This window comes from Streptomyces sp. NPDC008317 (assembly GCF_042955955.1).
Taxonomy (GTDB): domain Bacteria; phylum Actinomycetota; class Actinomycetes; order Streptomycetales; family Streptomycetaceae; genus Actinacidiphila.
The window spans coordinates 188,859-205,391 of the sequence record NZ_JBIBFQ010000011.1 but is presented as its reverse complement, the minus strand read 5'-3'; the positions used below and the strand labels follow the sequence as shown (position 1 = coordinate 205,391).

Annotated in this window: 16 protein-coding genes; 7 read left to right on the top strand and 9 right to left on the bottom strand. The window is 70.9% G+C overall.

Features of this window, described 5'->3' with window-relative positions; all coding sequences use genetic code 11:
- Positions 1-9 precede the first annotated feature (9 nt).
- From mmuM to ACFY9V_RS30950, 5 genes are all read right to left on the bottom strand, one after another.
- Positions 10-918 (bottom strand): homocysteine S-methyltransferase, encoded by a 909-nt coding sequence (gene mmuM / locus ACFY9V_RS30970; RefSeq protein WP_391163863.1) that lies wholly within the window; start codon positions 916-918, stop codon positions 10-12.
- A gap of 7 nt (positions 919-925) precedes the next feature.
- Entirely contained in the window at positions 926-1,849 is a 924-nt protein-coding gene (locus ACFY9V_RS30965) for a TIGR03560 family F420-dependent LLM class oxidoreductase (RefSeq protein ID WP_391048848.1), read from the bottom strand.
- 33 nt (positions 1,850-1,882) lie between these two features.
- Positions 1,883-2,287, bottom strand: a complete 405-nt coding sequence (locus tag ACFY9V_RS30960; protein WP_391163862.1) for a DUF6099 family protein — start codon at positions 2,285-2,287, stop codon at positions 1,883-1,885.
- Positions 2,288-2,409: 122 nt separating this feature from the next.
- On the bottom strand, positions 2,410-2,760 hold the full coding sequence (locus ACFY9V_RS30955) for a nucleotide pyrophosphohydrolase (protein ID WP_355338553.1): 351 nt from the start codon (positions 2,758-2,760) through the stop codon (positions 2,410-2,412).
- The gene (locus tag ACFY9V_RS30950; RefSeq protein ID WP_355338550.1) at positions 2,757-4,052 is read right to left on the bottom strand and encodes an ATP-binding protein; all 1,296 of its coding nucleotides are present in this window, start codon (positions 4,050-4,052) and stop codon (positions 2,757-2,759) included. Before ACFY9V_RS30950 ends, ACFY9V_RS30955 begins: the two co-directional genes overlap by 4 nt.
- A gap of 158 nt (positions 4,053-4,210) precedes the next feature.
- On the opposite strand from ACFY9V_RS30950, the gene ACFY9V_RS30945 reads away from it, so the two are divergent.
- Both ACFY9V_RS30945 and ACFY9V_RS30940 read left to right on the top strand, forming a co-directional pair.
- Positions 4,211-4,888, top strand: coding sequence for a DUF1697 domain-containing protein (locus ACFY9V_RS30945; RefSeq protein WP_391163861.1), 678 nt, complete (start codon positions 4,211-4,213; stop codon positions 4,886-4,888).
- A gap of 9 nt (positions 4,889-4,897) precedes the next feature.
- Positions 4,898-5,716 carry a DUF2785 domain-containing protein gene (locus tag ACFY9V_RS30940; protein WP_391163860.1) on the top strand — a complete coding sequence of 273 codons (819 nt, stop codon included), beginning with the start codon at positions 4,898-4,900 and terminating at the stop codon, positions 5,714-5,716.
- 2 nt (positions 5,717-5,718) lie between these two features.
- On the opposite strand, the gene ACFY9V_RS30935 is transcribed toward ACFY9V_RS30940, so the two are convergent.
- From ACFY9V_RS30935 to ACFY9V_RS30920, 4 genes are all read right to left on the bottom strand, one after another.
- Positions 5,719-6,795, bottom strand: coding sequence for a mannonate dehydratase (locus tag ACFY9V_RS30935; protein WP_391163859.1), 1,077 nt, complete (start codon positions 6,793-6,795; stop codon positions 5,719-5,721).
- A complete protein-coding gene (locus ACFY9V_RS30930) occupies positions 6,792-7,643 on the bottom strand; it encodes a fumarylacetoacetate hydrolase family protein (RefSeq protein WP_391163858.1) in 852 nt (283 codons plus the stop codon). The genes ACFY9V_RS30935 and ACFY9V_RS30930 overlap by 4 nt, the downstream gene beginning before the upstream one ends.
- Before the next feature lie 26 nt (positions 7,644-7,669).
- Positions 7,670-8,404, bottom strand: a complete 735-nt coding sequence (locus ACFY9V_RS30925; protein ID WP_391163857.1) for a glucose 1-dehydrogenase — start codon at positions 8,402-8,404, stop codon at positions 7,670-7,672.
- Between the two features lie 169 nt (positions 8,405-8,573).
- Positions 8,574-9,314, bottom strand: coding sequence for a GntR family transcriptional regulator (locus tag ACFY9V_RS30920; protein WP_355338533.1), 741 nt, complete (start codon positions 9,312-9,314; stop codon positions 8,574-8,576).
- A gap of 183 nt (positions 9,315-9,497) precedes the next feature.
- Here ACFY9V_RS30920 and ACFY9V_RS30915 point away from each other — a divergent pair, with 183 nt between their 5' ends.
- The 5 genes from ACFY9V_RS30915 (at position 9,498) to ACFY9V_RS30895 (ending at position 16,478) form a co-directional block, all read left to right on the top strand.
- Positions 9,498-10,802: an extracellular solute-binding protein gene (locus tag ACFY9V_RS30915; protein WP_391163856.1), complete on the top strand. Its 1,305-nt coding sequence runs from the start codon at positions 9,498-9,500 to the stop codon at positions 10,800-10,802.
- 170 nt (positions 10,803-10,972) lie between these two features.
- A complete protein-coding gene (locus tag ACFY9V_RS30910) occupies positions 10,973-11,866 on the top strand; it encodes a sugar ABC transporter permease (RefSeq protein WP_355338527.1) in 894 nt (297 codons plus the stop codon).
- On the top strand, positions 11,866-12,792 hold the full coding sequence (locus ACFY9V_RS30905) for an ABC transporter permease subunit (RefSeq protein WP_391163855.1): 927 nt from the start codon (positions 11,866-11,868) through the stop codon (positions 12,790-12,792). The genes ACFY9V_RS30910 and ACFY9V_RS30905 overlap by 1 nt, the downstream gene beginning before the upstream one ends.
- A 52-nt stretch (positions 12,793-12,844) precedes the next feature.
- Entirely contained in the window at positions 12,845-15,613 is a 2,769-nt protein-coding gene (locus ACFY9V_RS30900) for a fibronectin type III domain-containing protein (RefSeq protein ID WP_391163854.1), read from the top strand.
- Between the two features lie 148 nt (positions 15,614-15,761).
- Positions 15,762-16,478, top strand: coding sequence for an FCD domain-containing protein (locus ACFY9V_RS30895; RefSeq protein WP_391048870.1), 717 nt, complete (start codon positions 15,762-15,764; stop codon positions 16,476-16,478).
- The last annotated feature ends 55 nt before the right edge of the window (positions 16,479-16,533 follow it).

The following is a 16,533-nucleotide window of genomic DNA, read 5'->3' as shown; positions in this document are numbered from 1 at the left end:
TTCCCGGCCCTAGCCGCCGCCCAGCACCTTCGACAGGGCGCTGATCCGGGCCGGGCCCACTCGGCAGCAGCCGCCGATCAGGCGGGCGCCCGACCGTTCCCAGGCGGTCACGCGGGCCGGGGAGAAGGTGGCGGCGCCGTCCCAGCGGCGGAGGCCGGCGTCCCAGTGCTCGCCGCTGTTGGGGTAGACGACGACGGGCTTGCCGGTGACCGTCGCCGCCGCCTCCACCGCATGGTCCGCGTCGGCGGGCGCGCAGCAGTTGACGCCCACCGCGATCACCTCGTCGCGGCCCGCGGCCACCGCGAAGGCGTCCGCCAGGGGCTGCCCGGCCCGGGTACGGTCGCCGTCGACGGTGTAGGAGAGCCAGACCGGCACGCCGGTCCCCTCGGCCGCCCGCAGCATGGCCTCGGCCTCGTCGGTGTCCGGCACCGTCTCCAGGGCCAGGACATCGGGACCGGCCGCCGCCAGGGTCTCGATCCGCGGCCGGTGGAAGCGCTCCAGCTCCCGCACGCTCAGCCCGTACCGCCCGCGGTACTCGCTGCCGTCCGCGAGCATCGCCCCGTACGGCCCGACCGACGCCGCCACCCGCACGTCGGTCCGGCCCGCGCCCGCCCGCCGGGCCAGCTCCACGCTGCGGGTCAGCAGCGCGGACGCCTCGGCCCGCCCGATGCCGCGCCGGGCGAACCCCTTGTAGGTGGCCTGGTAGCTGGAGGTGATCAGCACCCGGGCGCCCGCCCGCACATAGGCGGTGTGCGCGGCCTCGATCTGCTCCGGGGCGTCGGCGAGCAGCCGGGCGGACCAGAGCGGGTCCGACAGGTCGCAGCCCTGGTCGGCGAGTTGGTTGGACAGCCCGCCGTCCAGGACCAGTGCCCTCCCGGCGGCGGCCGGGAAGAGCGGTGCGGGCGGGGTGGTGGGCATCGCGGCCTCAGCCCACCTGGGTCCTGACCTGGGACGAGATCAGCTCCAGGTGGTCGAGGTCGGACAGGTCGAGAATCTGGAGGTAGAAGCGGGTGGAGCCCTGCTCCGCGAACTGCCCGATCCGGTCGACGACCTCGGCGGGCGTGCCCGCCAGCCCGTTCGCCTTCAGCTCGTCCACCTCCCGGCCGATCGCGGCGGCCCGGCGGGCCACCTCGGCGTCGTCCTTGCCGACACAGGCCACCAGGGCGTTGGAGTACACCAGGTCGTCGGGGCCGCGCCCGGCCGCCTCCGCCGCCGCGCGCACCCGGCCGATCTGGAGCCCGCTGTCCTCGACCGAGGCGAACGGGATGTTGAACTCGGTCGCGTAGCGCGCCGCCAGTTCCGGTGTCCGCTTGGCGCCCATGCCGCCGATCAGCACCGGGACCTTCGCCTGCGCGGGCTTGGGCAGCGCGGGCGAGTCCTTGAGCTGGTAGAACGTCCCGTCGTAGTCGAAGGTCTTGCCGACCGGGGTCTCCCACAGGCCGGTGACGATGGCCAGTTGCTCCTCAAGGCGGGCGAACTTCTCCTTCGGGAAGGGGATGCCGTACGCCGTGTGCTCCTCCTCGAACCAGCCCGCGCCGAGGCCGAACTCGACCCGTCCGCCCGACATCCGGTCCACCTGGGCGACCTGGATCGCCAGCACACCGGGGAGCCGGAAGGTGCCGGCCGTCATCAGGGTGCCGAGCCTGATCCGGCTGGTCTCGCGGGCGAGTCCGGCCAGGGTGATCCACGCGTCCGTGGGTCCCGGCAGTCCGGTCCCGTCGCCCATCTTCAGGTAATGGTCGGAGCGGAAGAAGGCGTCGAATTCCAGGTCTTCGGTCGCCTTCGCGACGGTGAGCAGGGTGTCGTACTCGGCACCTTGCTGGGGCTCGGTGAAGATTCGCAGATCCATTCCTCCATCCTGCCCCCATCACGGCGATCTCCGTCAACGGTCCACCTCCCGGGTCAGCGCGCGCACGCGGTCCTTGGCCTCGTCCACCGCGTCCAGCGCCTCGATGCAGTTCCAGTACGCCGCCTCGTCCTCCGCCGTGCAGGTGATGGCGACCAGGGACAGGCCGATCTCGCCGAGCAGCGTGCGCAGGGCCCGCAGGGTGCCGTGCGGGTCGCGCACCCCGGTCAGCCGTGCGGCCCGCGGCGGGTCGCCGCCTGACGCGCCCACCACCGGTCCCGGCCCGGCGCGGCCCACCGGCCGCTCGTGATCGGCGGTGAGCAGCCGTCCCACGGCCTCGGTCAGCTCGAACGCCTGCCATGCCTCCGCGATGACGTCGTCCGGCTGCGGCGACCGGCTCATCACGCGCTCCGCCTGGGCCACCAGTCGCGCTGCGTCCATGTCCCGCACCCCCTCTGTCCTGCGGCGATCCCTTCACCATTACTCAGAGTGACAGAGTTTCGCGGGTGCGGAAAGGCCCCTCGGGAGATCTGTGGACAACTGCGCGCCTGGGGAAAACCTCGTCACCCGGACGAGGGATCGGCCCGCGGGAACCGCAGCTCGTTGCGGTCGATCTTCGCCGCCAGCGCGGCCAGCACGTCGATGCCGAGCACTTCGCAGAATTGCAGCAGGTACGCCAGCACGTCCGCGACCTCGTCGCGGACCCGGTGCGCGGTCCCGTCGTCCGCCATTACCTCCGCCGCCTGTTCCGGGGTGAGCCACTGGAAGATCTCCAGCAGCTCCGCGGCCTCGACGCTCAGCGCGGCGGCGAGGTTCTTGGGCGTGTGGAACGGCTGCCAGTTCCGGGCCGCGGCGAAGGAGGCGAGGCGGCGCTGGAGCGCCGCGAGATCGGGTGCGTCGGTTTCTTCGGTCACCCCGACTGGTCTACCGCATCCTCACGGCGGCGTGGCCTCGGGACCCCGAGCGCGGTGACCGAGACACCGCCGATCCCCTCCGCGAAGCTCGCGTCCTGGACGGTGCCCAGCAGCCGGATGTGCCCGCGTTCCGCGGCCGGGCCCGCCAGCCGCAGCAGTTCGCTCAGTTGACGACGGTCCAGGCCGTGGTCGAGGCCGTCGCCCAGCACGGTCAGCACCTGACTGGCGGGCAGCAGCTCCGTACTCGTGTCGACGTCCAGCACTCCGGGGCCGGTGAGCAGCACCAACGCCAGCGCGAGGAAGCGGAGTTCGCCGTCGCCGAGGCGGTCCACCGGGACCAGGCCGAGCGGGCCTCGGTCCACCGCGGCGATCACGGCGTCCACCGCACGTGCCGTTTCCGCCACCGACCCGCCGCCCGCGCGGGCGCCCTCCGCCGTACCGGCACCGGTACGCGGACCGGCGCACGTACGCCCGCCTGCGCCCGTGCTCGCGGCGGCGCCCGCCGCCAGCGCCGTGATCCCCTCCACCGGCGGACTGCACACCGCGCGCACCGCGTTGACCAGCGCCGCGTGCCGGGTGCCGCACTCGCCTTCCGTCCTGGCCAGGACGGCGGACAGATTGTCGCAGGAGGCGCGCAGCCGTCCGTCGCCGACCGGGACGGGGCCGCGCATCAGCTCGGGGCGCGGTGCGATCGGGAAGACCCCGCGCAGCGCCACGACGACCTGTTCCGCGGCGGCCAGCACCAGGCGCTGCCCGTCGGTGCGTCCGGCGACGCGCAGCGGCAACAGGGCCGTGGCGAGGCGGTCGTCGGGCAGCGGCGCGCGGGTGACCGCGACCAGGCCCGCGGTGTGCCAGGCGGCCTGAACCGTGGGGCGTTCCGGGTCGCGCAGCGCCGTCGTCAGCAGCGTCTCGCCCGCGCCGGTCAGCCGCTCGCCGACGATCCGCAGCGTGGGCTCCGCCTGGACGGCGACGTCGAGCCGCACGGGACCCACCGGGCCGGTGACCGTGCAGCCGATCCGGAAGCCGCGCCGTCCCTGCGGGTCGGGCTGCGCGTCCTGCGGTACGCACGCCGCCGCGCCACCGCGCACCACGGACTCGAAGACCTCGTCGAGCCCGTCCCCGCAGGCCAGCCGACCGAGCGCGGCCAGCGCCTCCAGCACGCTCGACTTGCCGGTGCCGCTGCCCCCGCAGAGCAGGGTGAGCGGCCCGAGTCCGAACGACGCGCCCCGGTGCGATTTGAAGGCCGACAGCCGCAGTTCGGTGACGACGGGCCTGTCATGGATGCTGGTCATATGCGCGAACGTAACCAGGCCCCGGCCTGCCGAACCGTTCCAGCGACCGTACCGTCCTCCGAACGAGGGACATCGCGCATGATTCGCGCGACGCCGCGCTTGCCCCGGCACCACCCGGAATCGACCGATTGTCAGTGCCGGCCGCTAGCGTGGCGATCGTGACGACCAAGGCCACCGGCGCCGAAACCAACACCAAGACCAACACCAGGACCAGGACCAGGACCAGGACCAGGACCAGGACCAGGACCAGGACCAGGACCGGCACCAGTAAGAGCACGACCCCGGATACGGATACGGATACCCGCTACGTCGCGCTGCTGCGCGGAATCAACGTCGGCGGCAAGAACAAGCTGCCCATGCGGACCCTGAGGGACCTGCTGGCCTCCATCGGCGCCGCCGACATCCGCACCCACCTCCAGAGCGGCAACGCCGTCTTCACCCACGCGCAGGCCGATCCGGGGCGGCTGGCGGCGGATTTGGAGCAGCGGATCAGCGACGAATTGGGGCTGACCGTCGCCTGCCTGATCCGTACCGGCGCGGACCTCCGGCGGGTCGTGGACGCCAACCCGTTCCCGATGGACGGGGTGAATCCGTCGCGCTTCATGGTGACGTTCCTGTCGGGGCCCGTCCCCCTCGACAAGCTGGCGGCGATCGACGCGGCGGCGTACGCGCCGGACGAATTCCGTCCCGGGCAGAGCGAGATCTACGGCCACTTCCCCGGCGGTGTGCACAATTCCAAGCTGGCCGCCCAGTTCTCCGACCGCCGCCTCGGCCTGACGGCGTCCACCCGCAACTGGAACACGGTCACCAAACTGGTGGCGATGAGCGAGGAATAGCCTGATGCCATGAACGCCGATCGTGTCGACTGGGCGTCGGTCGCGGCCGACGGATTCCCCTTCCCCGAGGGCGTCCCCGCGCCACGGCTCGCCGCCGAGCTGTCCGTCATGCTGACGTCCCCGGACCCCGGGACACGCGACGACCACGCCTATACCGGCGCTGCCCGCTGGATCAGGGACGGGCGTCTCGACGCCGTCCTCGAAACGCTCGGGGACGACGCGGCCGGCCGTCTCACCCACCCGGAGGTTCAGGCCAGGGCCTTCGCACCGCTGATCATCTGCTCCGTGCTGACGCGGGGCGACGCCGTGCCCGGGCTCGTGCCGCGAGAGGCGGCGGAGCGCTGGTACGCGCGGTTCTCGGCCTGGTATCCGGCCGAGCGCGACACCCGCGGCTGGGACGACGCGCTGGGCTGGCTGCACGCCGTGGCACACGGCGCCGACGCCGCCGCCGCGTTCGCGAAGGCCCTGCCGGAGCGCCGCACCGGCCTGCTGGAGCTGTGCGCCCGCAGGATGACGGTCGAGCAGACCGACTACCGCTACGCGCAGTTGGAGGACGCGCGGCTGGCCCGCGCGCTCACCCGTGTCCTCCAGGCCCCCGGACTGACCGTCGAGGAGGCCACCGACTGGCTGACCGTCGTTCACAAGGCCCTGGAGGGCGGCGGACCCGGCGCGGTCCCGGTCTGGGCGTTCAACACCTTCGCCACCCTCCAGTCGCTCCATCTGCATCTGATACGCGGCATCGCCGACGAGGGCGTCCCGCCGCACGCGCGGGAGGTCGCCGCACGCGTCGCCGACCTCCTGCGCCTGCCGTACTACTGGCTGGCCTGAGGCTACCGGCCGACCGTCGCCGAGCGGCCGGCCCGCGGGCGGGCCTCCGGCTGGTCGAGCCCGAGGCCGTTGAGGACGCCTTGCAGGTAGCCGATCGCGTGGGCCCGGCCGCGGCTGCAGTACGCCTCGGAGGAGATGTCGCCCCAGGTGTCGAGGTCGCCGATCATCGCCGGGACGTGGTCGTCGATGAGGAACCCGTCGAATCCGGAGTCCTCAAGACGGCGGATGACCCGCGCCGGGTTGAAGTTGCCCTCGCCGAGGAAGCACTCGCTGAAGCGGGGCACGGTGCCGCGGACGTCCCGGAAGTGGACGTAGAAGATGGACGGCCCCAGCAGGTCGATGACCTCGTTGACGCTCTCCTCGCCCGCCATCTCCGACACCGTGCCCAGGCAGAGGTTCAGGCCCCAGGACGGGCTGCCGCCCGCCTGGTCGCGGGCCCGTCCGATGGCGGCGGGCGAGGTGAAGATCCGGGCGATGCCGCCCAACGGCACGTCGACGGGCGGGTCGTCGGGGTGCAGGGCCAGCCGTACGCCGACCTCCTCGGCGACGGGCAGGACGGCGTCGAGGAAGTACTGGTGGTTGGCCCACATCCGGTCGGCGGTGGCCGGCTCGTCGACGGGGTGGTCGGGGGTGAGCCGGTATCCGGCGAGCGCGTTGCCGCGGGAGACGTCCGCCAGGTCGAAGGCGCTGACCTTGGCGCCGCCGCGGCCCGCCGCCGCCATGTCCGTGCGCCAGACGTACGTGGCGAGGAAGTTGTAGCCGAGCAGGTCGATGCCGACGGCGGCGAGGTTGCGGATGGTTCTGAGGTAGTTCTCGATCTGCTCGTCGCGGCCCGGCAGTCCGCGCTGGATCTTCCAGAAGTGCGCGAGCGGTACGTTCTCCAGGCCGTCGATCGCGAGGCCGTCGGCCTCGCAACGGTCCTTGAGGGCCCGCAGTTCGGACTCGCTCCAGAAGCCGTCCTCGCCGGGCAGCAGGTCGGGGGTGTGGAGCTGCACGCCGGTGAGGCCGAGTTGGCGCGCGAAGGTCGCCACCCGCGCGTCGTAGGTGTCGATGTGTCCGAGCGAAAGTCGTATGGTCATGCCCGGCCGACCCGCTGCCGCTGACGGCCCAGCCCGTCGATCTCCAACTCCATGGTGTCGCCCTCCGTGAGGTAGGGGAAGCGGCCCGACAGCGCGACGCCTTCGGGCGTGCCGGTGTTGATGACGTCGCCCGGTTCGAGGACGGTGAACTGGCTCAGCTCGTGGATCAGCGTGGCGACGTCGAAGATCATGTCCTTGGTGCCGGACGCCTGGCGGGGTTCGCCGTTGACCCAGGAGCGCAGGCCGAGGGCCTGGGGGGACGTGATCTCGTCCGGGGTGACCAGCCAGGGACCCAGCGGGTTGAACGTCTCGCAGCTCTTGCCCTTCGACCACTGGCCGCCGCTGGTCTCCAGTTGCAGGGCCCGCTCGGACACGTCGTTGGAGATCGTGTAACCCGCCACGTGGGCCAGGGCGTCGGCGGGCGAGTCGAGGTAGCGGGCCCGGCGTCCGATGACGATCGCGAGCTCGACCTCCCAGTCCGTCTTGGCGGAGCCGCGCGGCAGCAGGACGTCGTCGTCCGGTCCCACGACGCAGTGCGGTGACTTGTAGAACACGACCGGCGCCCGGGGCGGTGCGGCGCCCGATTCCGCCGCGTGCGCCGCGTAGTTCATGCCGACGCAGAGCACGACGCCGGGGCGGGCGACGGGCGGGCCGACGCGCTGCCCGGTGACGTCGACGGCCGGCAGGCCGCCCGCCTCGATCGCGTCGCGCAGCCGGTCGGGGCCGTCGCCCGCGAGGAAGGCGCCGTCGATGTCGTCGGTGAGCGCGGACAGGTCGAGGTGGCGGCCGTCGGGAAGCAGGGCGACGGGCCGTTCGGCCCCGGGTGGGCCGACACGCATGAGCTTCACGGTGATCCGTTCGGTGGTAGGGATGGTCAGCCGGCGAGCAGCCCGCCGTCGATGACCAGCTCGGTGCCGGTGATGAACGCGGCGGCGTCGGAGGCGAGGTAGAGGGCGGCGGCGGCGACCTCGGCCGGGGTGCCGAGGCGGCCCATCGGCTGCCGGGCGACGAGTTGGGCGCGGGCCTGCTCGGGGTCGTCGGCCGCGGCGAGCAGGCGGCCCACCCACGGGGAGTCGACGGTGCCGGGGCAGACGGAGTTGCAGCGCACGCCGGTGCCCGCGTACTGCACGGCGACCTGGCGGCTGTAGGCGATCACGGCGCCTTTGCTGGCGCAGTACGCGGCGCGGTCCTTCAGTCCGACGAGTCCGGCGGCGGAGGCGGTGTTGACGATGGCGCCGTCGCCCTGGGCGAGCATGTGCGGCAGGGCGAGTTTGGTGCCGAGGAACACCCCGCGGGTGTTGACCGCGAAGGTCGCGTCCCACTCCTCGACGCTGCACGCCAGGGTGTCGGTGCTGGAGGCCAGGCCCGCGTTGTTGCAGAGCACGTGCAGCGCGCCGGTCTCCGACACCGCCCGGGAGACGGCCGCGGCGAAGGAGTCGGGGTCGGTGACGTCGACGGTGAGCGGGATGCCGCCGTCGGGCACGTCGGCGGGGTCGAGGTCCGCCGCGTAGACGGTCGCCCCCTCCGCCACGAACTGGCGCGTCATCTCGCGGCCGATGCCGGAACCGGCGCCTGTGACGAGAACCGTCCGTCCGGCGAACCTGTTCACGTGGGGTTGTCCTTTCGTCGCGGTGATTCGGTGCACCTGGCTGTCATGCGCGGTCGTGCGCGGTCGTGCACGTTATGGGGCGGTCGTACGACGCTGCCCCGCCCGGTCGGGCGACGCTGCCGCGCGTGGTCATACGCCCCCGCGCCCGGTCGTACGCCGCCGCGCGCGGTCATGCCGTGAAGTAGTGCGGATACTGCGCGCGCAGCCCTGGCACGCGTTCGAGCGCGCGTCTGGCGTGACGGCTGATCAGGGCGCGCCCGCCCGCGATGTCGCGGGACTCCAACGCGTCGACGATCAGCCGGTGTTCGTCGATCAGGTCACGCATCGTGGCGGTGTCGGGTTGGGCGAGCCGGCGCACTCTGTCGAGTTGCAGCTTCATCCGCTGGACGACCTGCCAGGCGCCGGGGTGGCCGCTGAGGGTGAAGATCGCACTGTGCAGGGCCTCGTCGGCCTGGAAGAACGTGTCGTAGTCGGCGGTGCGGTAGGCGTGCTCCTGCTGTTCGAGCAGGTCGCGGAGGATGCCGACGTCCAGTGCCGGATTGCCGCAGGCCGCCTCGAAGGCCGAGACCTCCAGGCTCTCGCGGACGAAGCGCGCTTCCTCGACGTCGCGTAGCCGGATCAGCCCGACCTGCGTGCCGACCTGCGGCACGACGTGGACGAGGCCGGTGTCGGCGAGCCGGGCGATGGCCTCCCGGACGGGCGTACGGCTGACGTGCAGCCGTTCCGCGATGTCCGTCTCCGACAGGGAGGAGCCGGGGGCGAGCCGCAGTCTGCGGATCGCGGAGACCAACTCGTCGTAGACGTGGTCGGAGGCGCGGTTCCGCGTGCGGTCCCGGGTGATCGGCGACAGCCCTCCGGCGGGGCCGGGGGGTGCCTGCTCCTGGATGCGTGCTGGTCGGGGAGGATTCACGTCCGAATCCTTGCATGCCAGTATTCTTGTATGCAAGTATCCCGGTCGCCTACCCGGTGTCGTCCGCGGCGGTATGTCCGCTCCCCCCTCGCCCCCTCATCGCCCCCGCCAACGCCCCCCATCACCACGGCACGAAGACACGAACCGCGCTGTACAGCAGCAAACCGAGAGGTCGCCATGATCATGCGCAGGGCAAGACTCACCACCGCCGCGGTCCTCGCCGCGCTCAGCCTCGCGCTGACCGGATGCGGCGGCGGCAACGGCAGCGGCAGCGGCAGCGCCAAGGCGGACACCGGCGGCCCGGCGGACATCACTTTCTGGGGCTGGGCCGCGGGCTACGAGAAGTCCGTCGCGCTCTGGAACAAGACGCACCCCGACGTCCACGTGAAGTACGAGGCCATCACCAACGGCGGCGCCGGCGGCTACGACAAGATGCTCACCGCCGCCAAGGCGGGCAAGGCGCCCTGCCTGGCCCAGGTCGGGTACGAGACGTTCTCCAGCTTCCTCGCGGCGGGCGTGCTCCAGGACGTCAGCACGTACGTCAAGGACGGCAGGAGCGAGTTCCCCGACTGGGTGTGGGGCAACGTCGGCGTCGACGGCAAGGCGTACGGCGTACCGGTGGACACCGCGCCGATGGCGATGTTCTACCGGGCCGACCTGTTCAAGAAGGCGCACATCGCGCTGCCCAGGACCTGGGACGAGTTCACGGCCGCCGCCGCCGCGGTGAAGGCCGCGGACCCGGCGTCGCGGATCATGAACCTGCCCACCGACCCCTACCTCTACGCCGGGTTCGCGTGGCAGGGCGGCGCCCCCTGGTTCGGGGTGAAGAACGACGCGTGGTCCGTGTCGTTCGACAGCGCCGCCAACCGCAAGGTCGGCGACTACTGGCAGGGCCTGTACGACAAGGGGCTGCTCGCCTCGTACCCCGCCTTCGACGCGGCGCTGTACTCCGCGTGGAGCAAGGGCACGGTCTGGGCCGAGGTCGGTCCCGTCTGGTCGGCGTCCCTGATCCGGGACAACGCCTCGGGCTCCGCGGGCAAGTGGGCCGTCGCGCCGATGCCCCGATGGGCCGGTACGGACACGGTCGGGAACTCCGGCGGATCGGCCACGGCCGTGATGAAGGACTGCTCGCACCCGAAGGAGGCGACCGAATTCGCCACCTGGATGTCGACGGACAAGGAGTCGGTGTCGAACCTCATCGCCTCCGCGGCCATCCTGCCCGCCTCCAAGTCCGGGCTCACCAACCCCGCGCTGGACGCCCCGCAGAGCTACTACGGCGGCCAGCCCGTCTACCAGTTGTTCCGCACCGAGTCGGCCAAGGTCAACTCCGGCTGGATGTGGGGGCCGATCATGTCGATCTCGGCCACGACGCTCGGTGACGGCCTCGGCAAGGTGCACACGAAGAAGGCCACGTACGAGGACGCGCTCGGCAACGCCCAGAAGGACACGCTCAAGGCGCTGAAGTCCCAGGGCTTCTCGGTCAATTAGCCGGGGCCAGGAAGAAGGGCCGCGCGGGGGCCGCGAATCCGCCGCCCCCGCCGCCGCCCTGGCCCCGCCCCTGCCCTGCCCTCGCCCCCGACTCGCCCTCGCCCTCGCCCTCACCCCGACAAGTCCCCCAGCACCCACGTTCCTTCAGAGAGAAGGTGACCGTGTCCTCCGTGACGACTCAACGGCGCCGACTACGCGAGCTCCGCCGGGCCGCGCCGTTCGTCCTGCCCTTCCTCCTGCTCTTCGTCGTCGTCTACCTGATCCCCACCGCGTACTCACTGGAGCAGAGCCTGTTCTCGGTGAAGCGCTCCGGCCTCGGGCTCGGCGGCTCGAAGACCGTCTTCGCGGGCTTCGACAACTACGTCGAGGTGTTCCACGACGCGGACTTCCTCGCCTCGCTGGGACGGGTGGCGTTCATCGGCGTGATCCAGGTGCCGGTGATGCTCGGCATCGCGCTCGTACTCGCCCTTCTCCTGGACTCCGCGGCGATCAAGGGCGGCCGGTTCTTCCGGCTCGCCTACTTCGTCCCGTACGGGCTGCCCGGTGTGATCGCGGGACTGGTCTGGTCGTTCCTGTACGCGCCGTCGCTGAGCCCGATCACCCGCGCGCTCGACTCGATCGGCGTCCACGCCAGCTTCGTCACCGACGCCGCGCTCCCGTTCTCGATCGCGAACATCCTCACCTGGGCGTGGACCGGCTACAACACGATCCTGCTGTACGCGGCGCTCCAGGCGATCCCCGAGGAGACCATGGAGGCCGCCGCGATGGACGGCTGCACGGGGTGGCGGGCCGCGTGGCTGATCAAGGTCCCGCAGATCCGCCCCGCCCTGCTGATGACCCTGGTCTTCTCGATCATCGGCACGTTCCAGCTCTACAACGAGCCCGCGACCATGAAGTCCGTGGCGCCGAACCTGTCCTCCACCTACACGCCGATCATGGCCACGCTGCGGTCGGTCTCCTCCAACAACTTCAACTACGCGGCCACGCAGTCGGTGGTGCTCGGTGCGCTGATCTGTGTGCTCTCCGTCGCCGTCTTCCGCGCGTCGGCCAAGAGGACCGACTGATGACCGCCACCGTGGAATCACCCGCGCCCGCCACGCCGGCTCCCCCGAAGCCGCGACCGGGGCCCAAGCGCGCCTCGGGCAGCCCGCTGACGACCGTGAACCCGGCCTCGCGGATGTTCGTGCTGGCCGTCATGGGCCTGTTCGCCCTCTACTTCCTGCTCCCGGTGTGGTGGCTGACCGTCTCCGCCACCAAGGGCAGCGGGGAGCTCTTCTCCGGCAACGGCTTCTGGTTCGGCGCGCACTTCGCCCTCTGGGACAACGTCCAGACGCTGTTCGAGGCCCAAGGCGGCATCTACTCCCGCTGGTTGCTGAACTCGCTGCTGTACGCGGTCGGCGGCGGCGTCGTCTCCACGCTGCTGGCCACGATGTGCGGTTACGCGCTGGCGAAGTTCCCCTTCCCCGGTCGTGAGGCGGTCTTCGGCACGGTGCTCGCCGCCGTCCTGCTGCCCGCCCCCGTACTCGCCGTCCCGCTGTATCTGCTCTTCAGCCACACCGGCGTGATCAACACCTTCTGGTCGGTGTTCATCCCCAGCATCGTCAGCCCCTTCGGCGTGTATCTGAGCCGGATCTACGCCGCGTCGTCGATCCCGGACGCGCTGATCGAGGCCGGACGGATCGACGGGGCGGGCGAGTTCCGCATCTTCGTGATGGGGATGCGGATCATGGCGCCCGCGATGGTGACGATCTTCCTGTTCCAGTTCGTCGCGATCTGGACGAACTTCCTGCTCCCCTCGCTCATGCTCGCCGACAGATCGCTCCAGCCCGTGACCGTGGGGCTCGTCGGCTGGCGTGAGATGCAGGGCTATCCGATCGGTTACGCGACCGTCGTCACGGGCGCGCTGCTCTCGGTCGTGCCCGTCGTCGCCATGTTCGTGTCCTTGCAGTCCTTCTGGAGCAAGGGCCTGGTCGCGGGGTCGGTCAAGTAGCCGGTCGGTTCAACGGTCGGCAAGTCAACCAGTGCCAACGAAAGGATGATCAATGAGAGTCCTGTACGGAGCCATGGCGTCCGCGTGCGTCATCGTGCTCCTCGCGGCACCGTCCCAAGGTGCCGTCGCCGCCGACGACCCACAGGTCAACCTGCTCGCGGCGGACATGGACACCACGATGGACAGCGGCACCAGTCCGCTGACCATGTCCACCGCCTCGGGCGGGGGCAGCCAGCAGATCGTGAGCGTCGGCGGGAACAACGCGCTCGAACTGCGCGACGCCTCCCAGGGGACCAACCTCGCCAGCTACTTCTACCACCGGTTCTCCACCGGCTCGCTGGTGAGCCGCGTCAACGCCGTCTACGGGGCGCCGGTCGGCAGCCCGGCCGAGCAGTTCGTCCTGAAGTTCGACCTCAAGCGCGCCGCGGCCAGCAGCAAGCCCGTCGCCAAGGACATCTACGCGGAGATCCAGTTCGGCAACGCCGACAACGTCCTGGTGCCGCGGTTCGCCGTACCGGCCGTGAGCCTGACCGGCACCGCCGCGTACAAGAGCACGTCGGGCGCCCTGGCGACGGTCGACGACAGCGACATCCCCGAGTACCGCTTCACCGTGGTGCCCAACGGCGGGCAGCGGCTGGTGACGACCGTCGAACTCGGCTTCCAGGTGCGCGTCGACACCGGCGGCACCGACGAGGCGATCGACGTCGACAACGTCGGTGTGTACGACGCCGGCGCGGTGTCCGACAGCGCGCCGCCCACCACGCCGACGTCCCTGCACGCCGGGACGGCCTCCTCGGACAGCGTCCCGCTGCTGTGGAACGCCTCGACCGACGACACCGGGGTCAGCGGCTACGACATCTACCGCGACGGCTACCTGGCCTCCTCGGTCAGCGGCTCCAGCACCTCCGCGGTCGTCACCGGCCTGATGCCGAGCACGGGTTACGACTTCGCGGTGCGCGCGAAGGACGCGTTCGGCCACGTCAGCGCGCTGAGCGCCCCCGTGCACGTCACGACCGCCACGTACGTACCCGCGGCTCCCGCCCCGTTCCCCGGCACCCAGCAGACCCGGACGCAGTGGCTGTGGGACCGGACGAAGGCCATGAAGGAGGAGGACGGCCCCATCAACGTGGCGCAGTACACCGCGCAGTTGGTGGACCACCAGAACGTGGCGGCCAACCTCGGCAAGCTGGACAAGCTCTACCAGGGCTACGACTACGAGCAGTACAAGATCATGGCGAAGATGTACACGTACCTGATGGCGGGTGACCAGTTCAGCCCCGCGATGCTCCAGGACGTGCGCGCGTACTTCGCCAAGTACGGCTACCAGAAGCTCCCGCAGACCGAGAACCTGCGGATGAGCACGTACGTCACCGGCTATCTGGTCGGGCAGTACTTCCCGGACGTGGCCGACCTCAACGGCAGCTCCGGGGCGGCGCTCAAGGCGAGCAGCAAGGCCAACATCGAGGAGATGGTCAAGGCCGGGGTGCGGCGCGGCTGGGCCGAGTACGAGAGCCCCGAGTACACGATCATGACGTATGTCGGTCTGAACGCGATCTACCAGTGGTCCGACGACCAGCAGTTGCGCTCCGAGGTCAAGATGGCCATGGACGTCATGTGGTTCGAGTGGGCGAACGACTGGGACAACGGCTACCTGATCTCGTCGGAGAGCCGCGCCAAGGGCGACCTGGCCTCCGCCAACGACCCGACCTGGCGGTCCGCGGACCACACGACGCTCGCCTGGACGTACTTCGGGGAGCACCGGGCGCAGCAGGGCGTGGGCGAGTCGGACAACACTGCGCCGTCTGCGTACCGGCCCGACCTGGAGTACGTGGGCATGCTGGCCTGGTCCGGCACGTCCTACACGCCGCCGCCGCTCGCGGTGAAGATCGGTCAGATGACCGACAAGTCGTACAGCGCGTACAAGTCGAATCTGCAGAACTCCGGCGGCAACGCGATGGACGTCTACCGCACCAGCTATGTGCGGCCCACCTGGGGACTGGCCACCGAGACGCAGTACCGCAGGGTCGACAACTGGATCGAGGACATGCCGATGGTGCTGCGCTGGCAGTCCAACGCGGCGAATCCGCTGTTCCGGATCTCGCTCGACCAGGGCACCGCGCAGATCGGGTCGTACGACCAGCCCGACAACCACCGGGTGATGCAGGACGGTCCGACGGCGCTGGGCATCTACAAGTCGTCCGGTGACCAGACGTCGAACTACATCAACGCGATGTTCCCCGACAACGGTTCGATCGTGGAGCGCGAGCAGGTGGACGGCTGGACGGTCGTCAGCACCGGGCCGATGTACTTCGCGTTCAAGCTGGCGAAGCCCGGCACCTGGTACCACCAGACGCCCAACGACCCGTCGAACAAGGTGAAGACGACGACGCAGATCCACCCGACCGCGACGCTCGGCTACACCTACGACATCCTGCGCAGCCAGGCCGACACCAACGCGTGGGTGCTGGAGACGGCCGACGCCTCCGCGTACGCCGACCTCGACGCCTTCGCGACGGCGCTGACCACGCAGACCAGCCTGGACACCAGCCACGTGAACGACGCCACCCCGCGCGTCGTCTACCACAGCCTGGCCGGGGACGACCTCGACCTCACCTACGACAAGGCGTCCCAGGCGCCCGGCGCGACCCACCTGGTCAACGGCCAGGCGATCGGTTACGACAGCTTCAAGCTGTTCGACACGCCGTGGCTCCAGCAGGACAAGCTCGGCTCGACGTTCACCGCGACCGTCGGCGACGAGTCGGTCGCGTACGACTTCGACCAGTGGACGGTGACGCCCGGCACGCAGAGCGCGAAGCGCTGACCGCCGCGTTGCGTCGATGAGACACACGGCCGGCCGGGTCGCGGGACCCGGCCGGCCGCGGTGTGCGCGGGACCCGCTGCCCGACGGACGAATCCCGATATCCTGACGAGGAGTTTGGCCCGAAAATCTTGCGAGGGTGGAACGATCGTTGAACAGCCCCCCAGCGGAAGCGCGCGGCGGCGGCTCCCCGCTGCGTCCGGTCGTCCGCGGTCGCGCCCGCACCTCCGACCGCGTCTACGAAGAGCTGGTCTCGGCGATCAGGACGTTGCGCATCGCGCCCGGCGCCTCGCTGTCCGAGACCGACCTGTCGGCCAGGCTCCAGGTGAGCAGGACCCCGGTGCGCGAGGCCATCGCCCGCCTGGTGGACAACGGACTGGTGACCGTCATCCCCCAAGTCGGCACCACCGTGGCGAAGATCAGCCTGCGCGACGTCGAGGAAGCGCGGTTCGTCCGCGAAAGCCTGGAGATCTCCGCCTTCGCCGTCGCGTGCGCCGCGCCGGACCGCCGCCTGGGCGTATGCCGCGCCCTGCTGGCGGAACAGGTCCGCTGCGAGGCGGAACAGGACCTCGCCGGATTCTTCGACGCCGACGAGGCCCTGCACGAGCAGATCTTCGTGATCAGCGGCTACCACGGCGTCTGGACCGTCATGCAGCCGATGAAGCTCCAGCTCGACCGGCTGCGCCGCCTCAGCCTCCCCGACCCCGACACCGTCCGCGCCCTGGTCGCCGAGCACACGGCCATCGTCGACGCCCTCGAAGCCGCCGACGTCACCGGCGGCCGTCGCCTGCTCAGCGACCACGTGAGCCGCGTCCGCCGCTACGGCGTCGCCCTGCGCGAGCAGTACCCCGACTACTTCACGGACTGACTGTCGGAGCGGGAGGGAGTCCTCGTTGCTGCTGTGCATCGCCCAGGGGACCGGG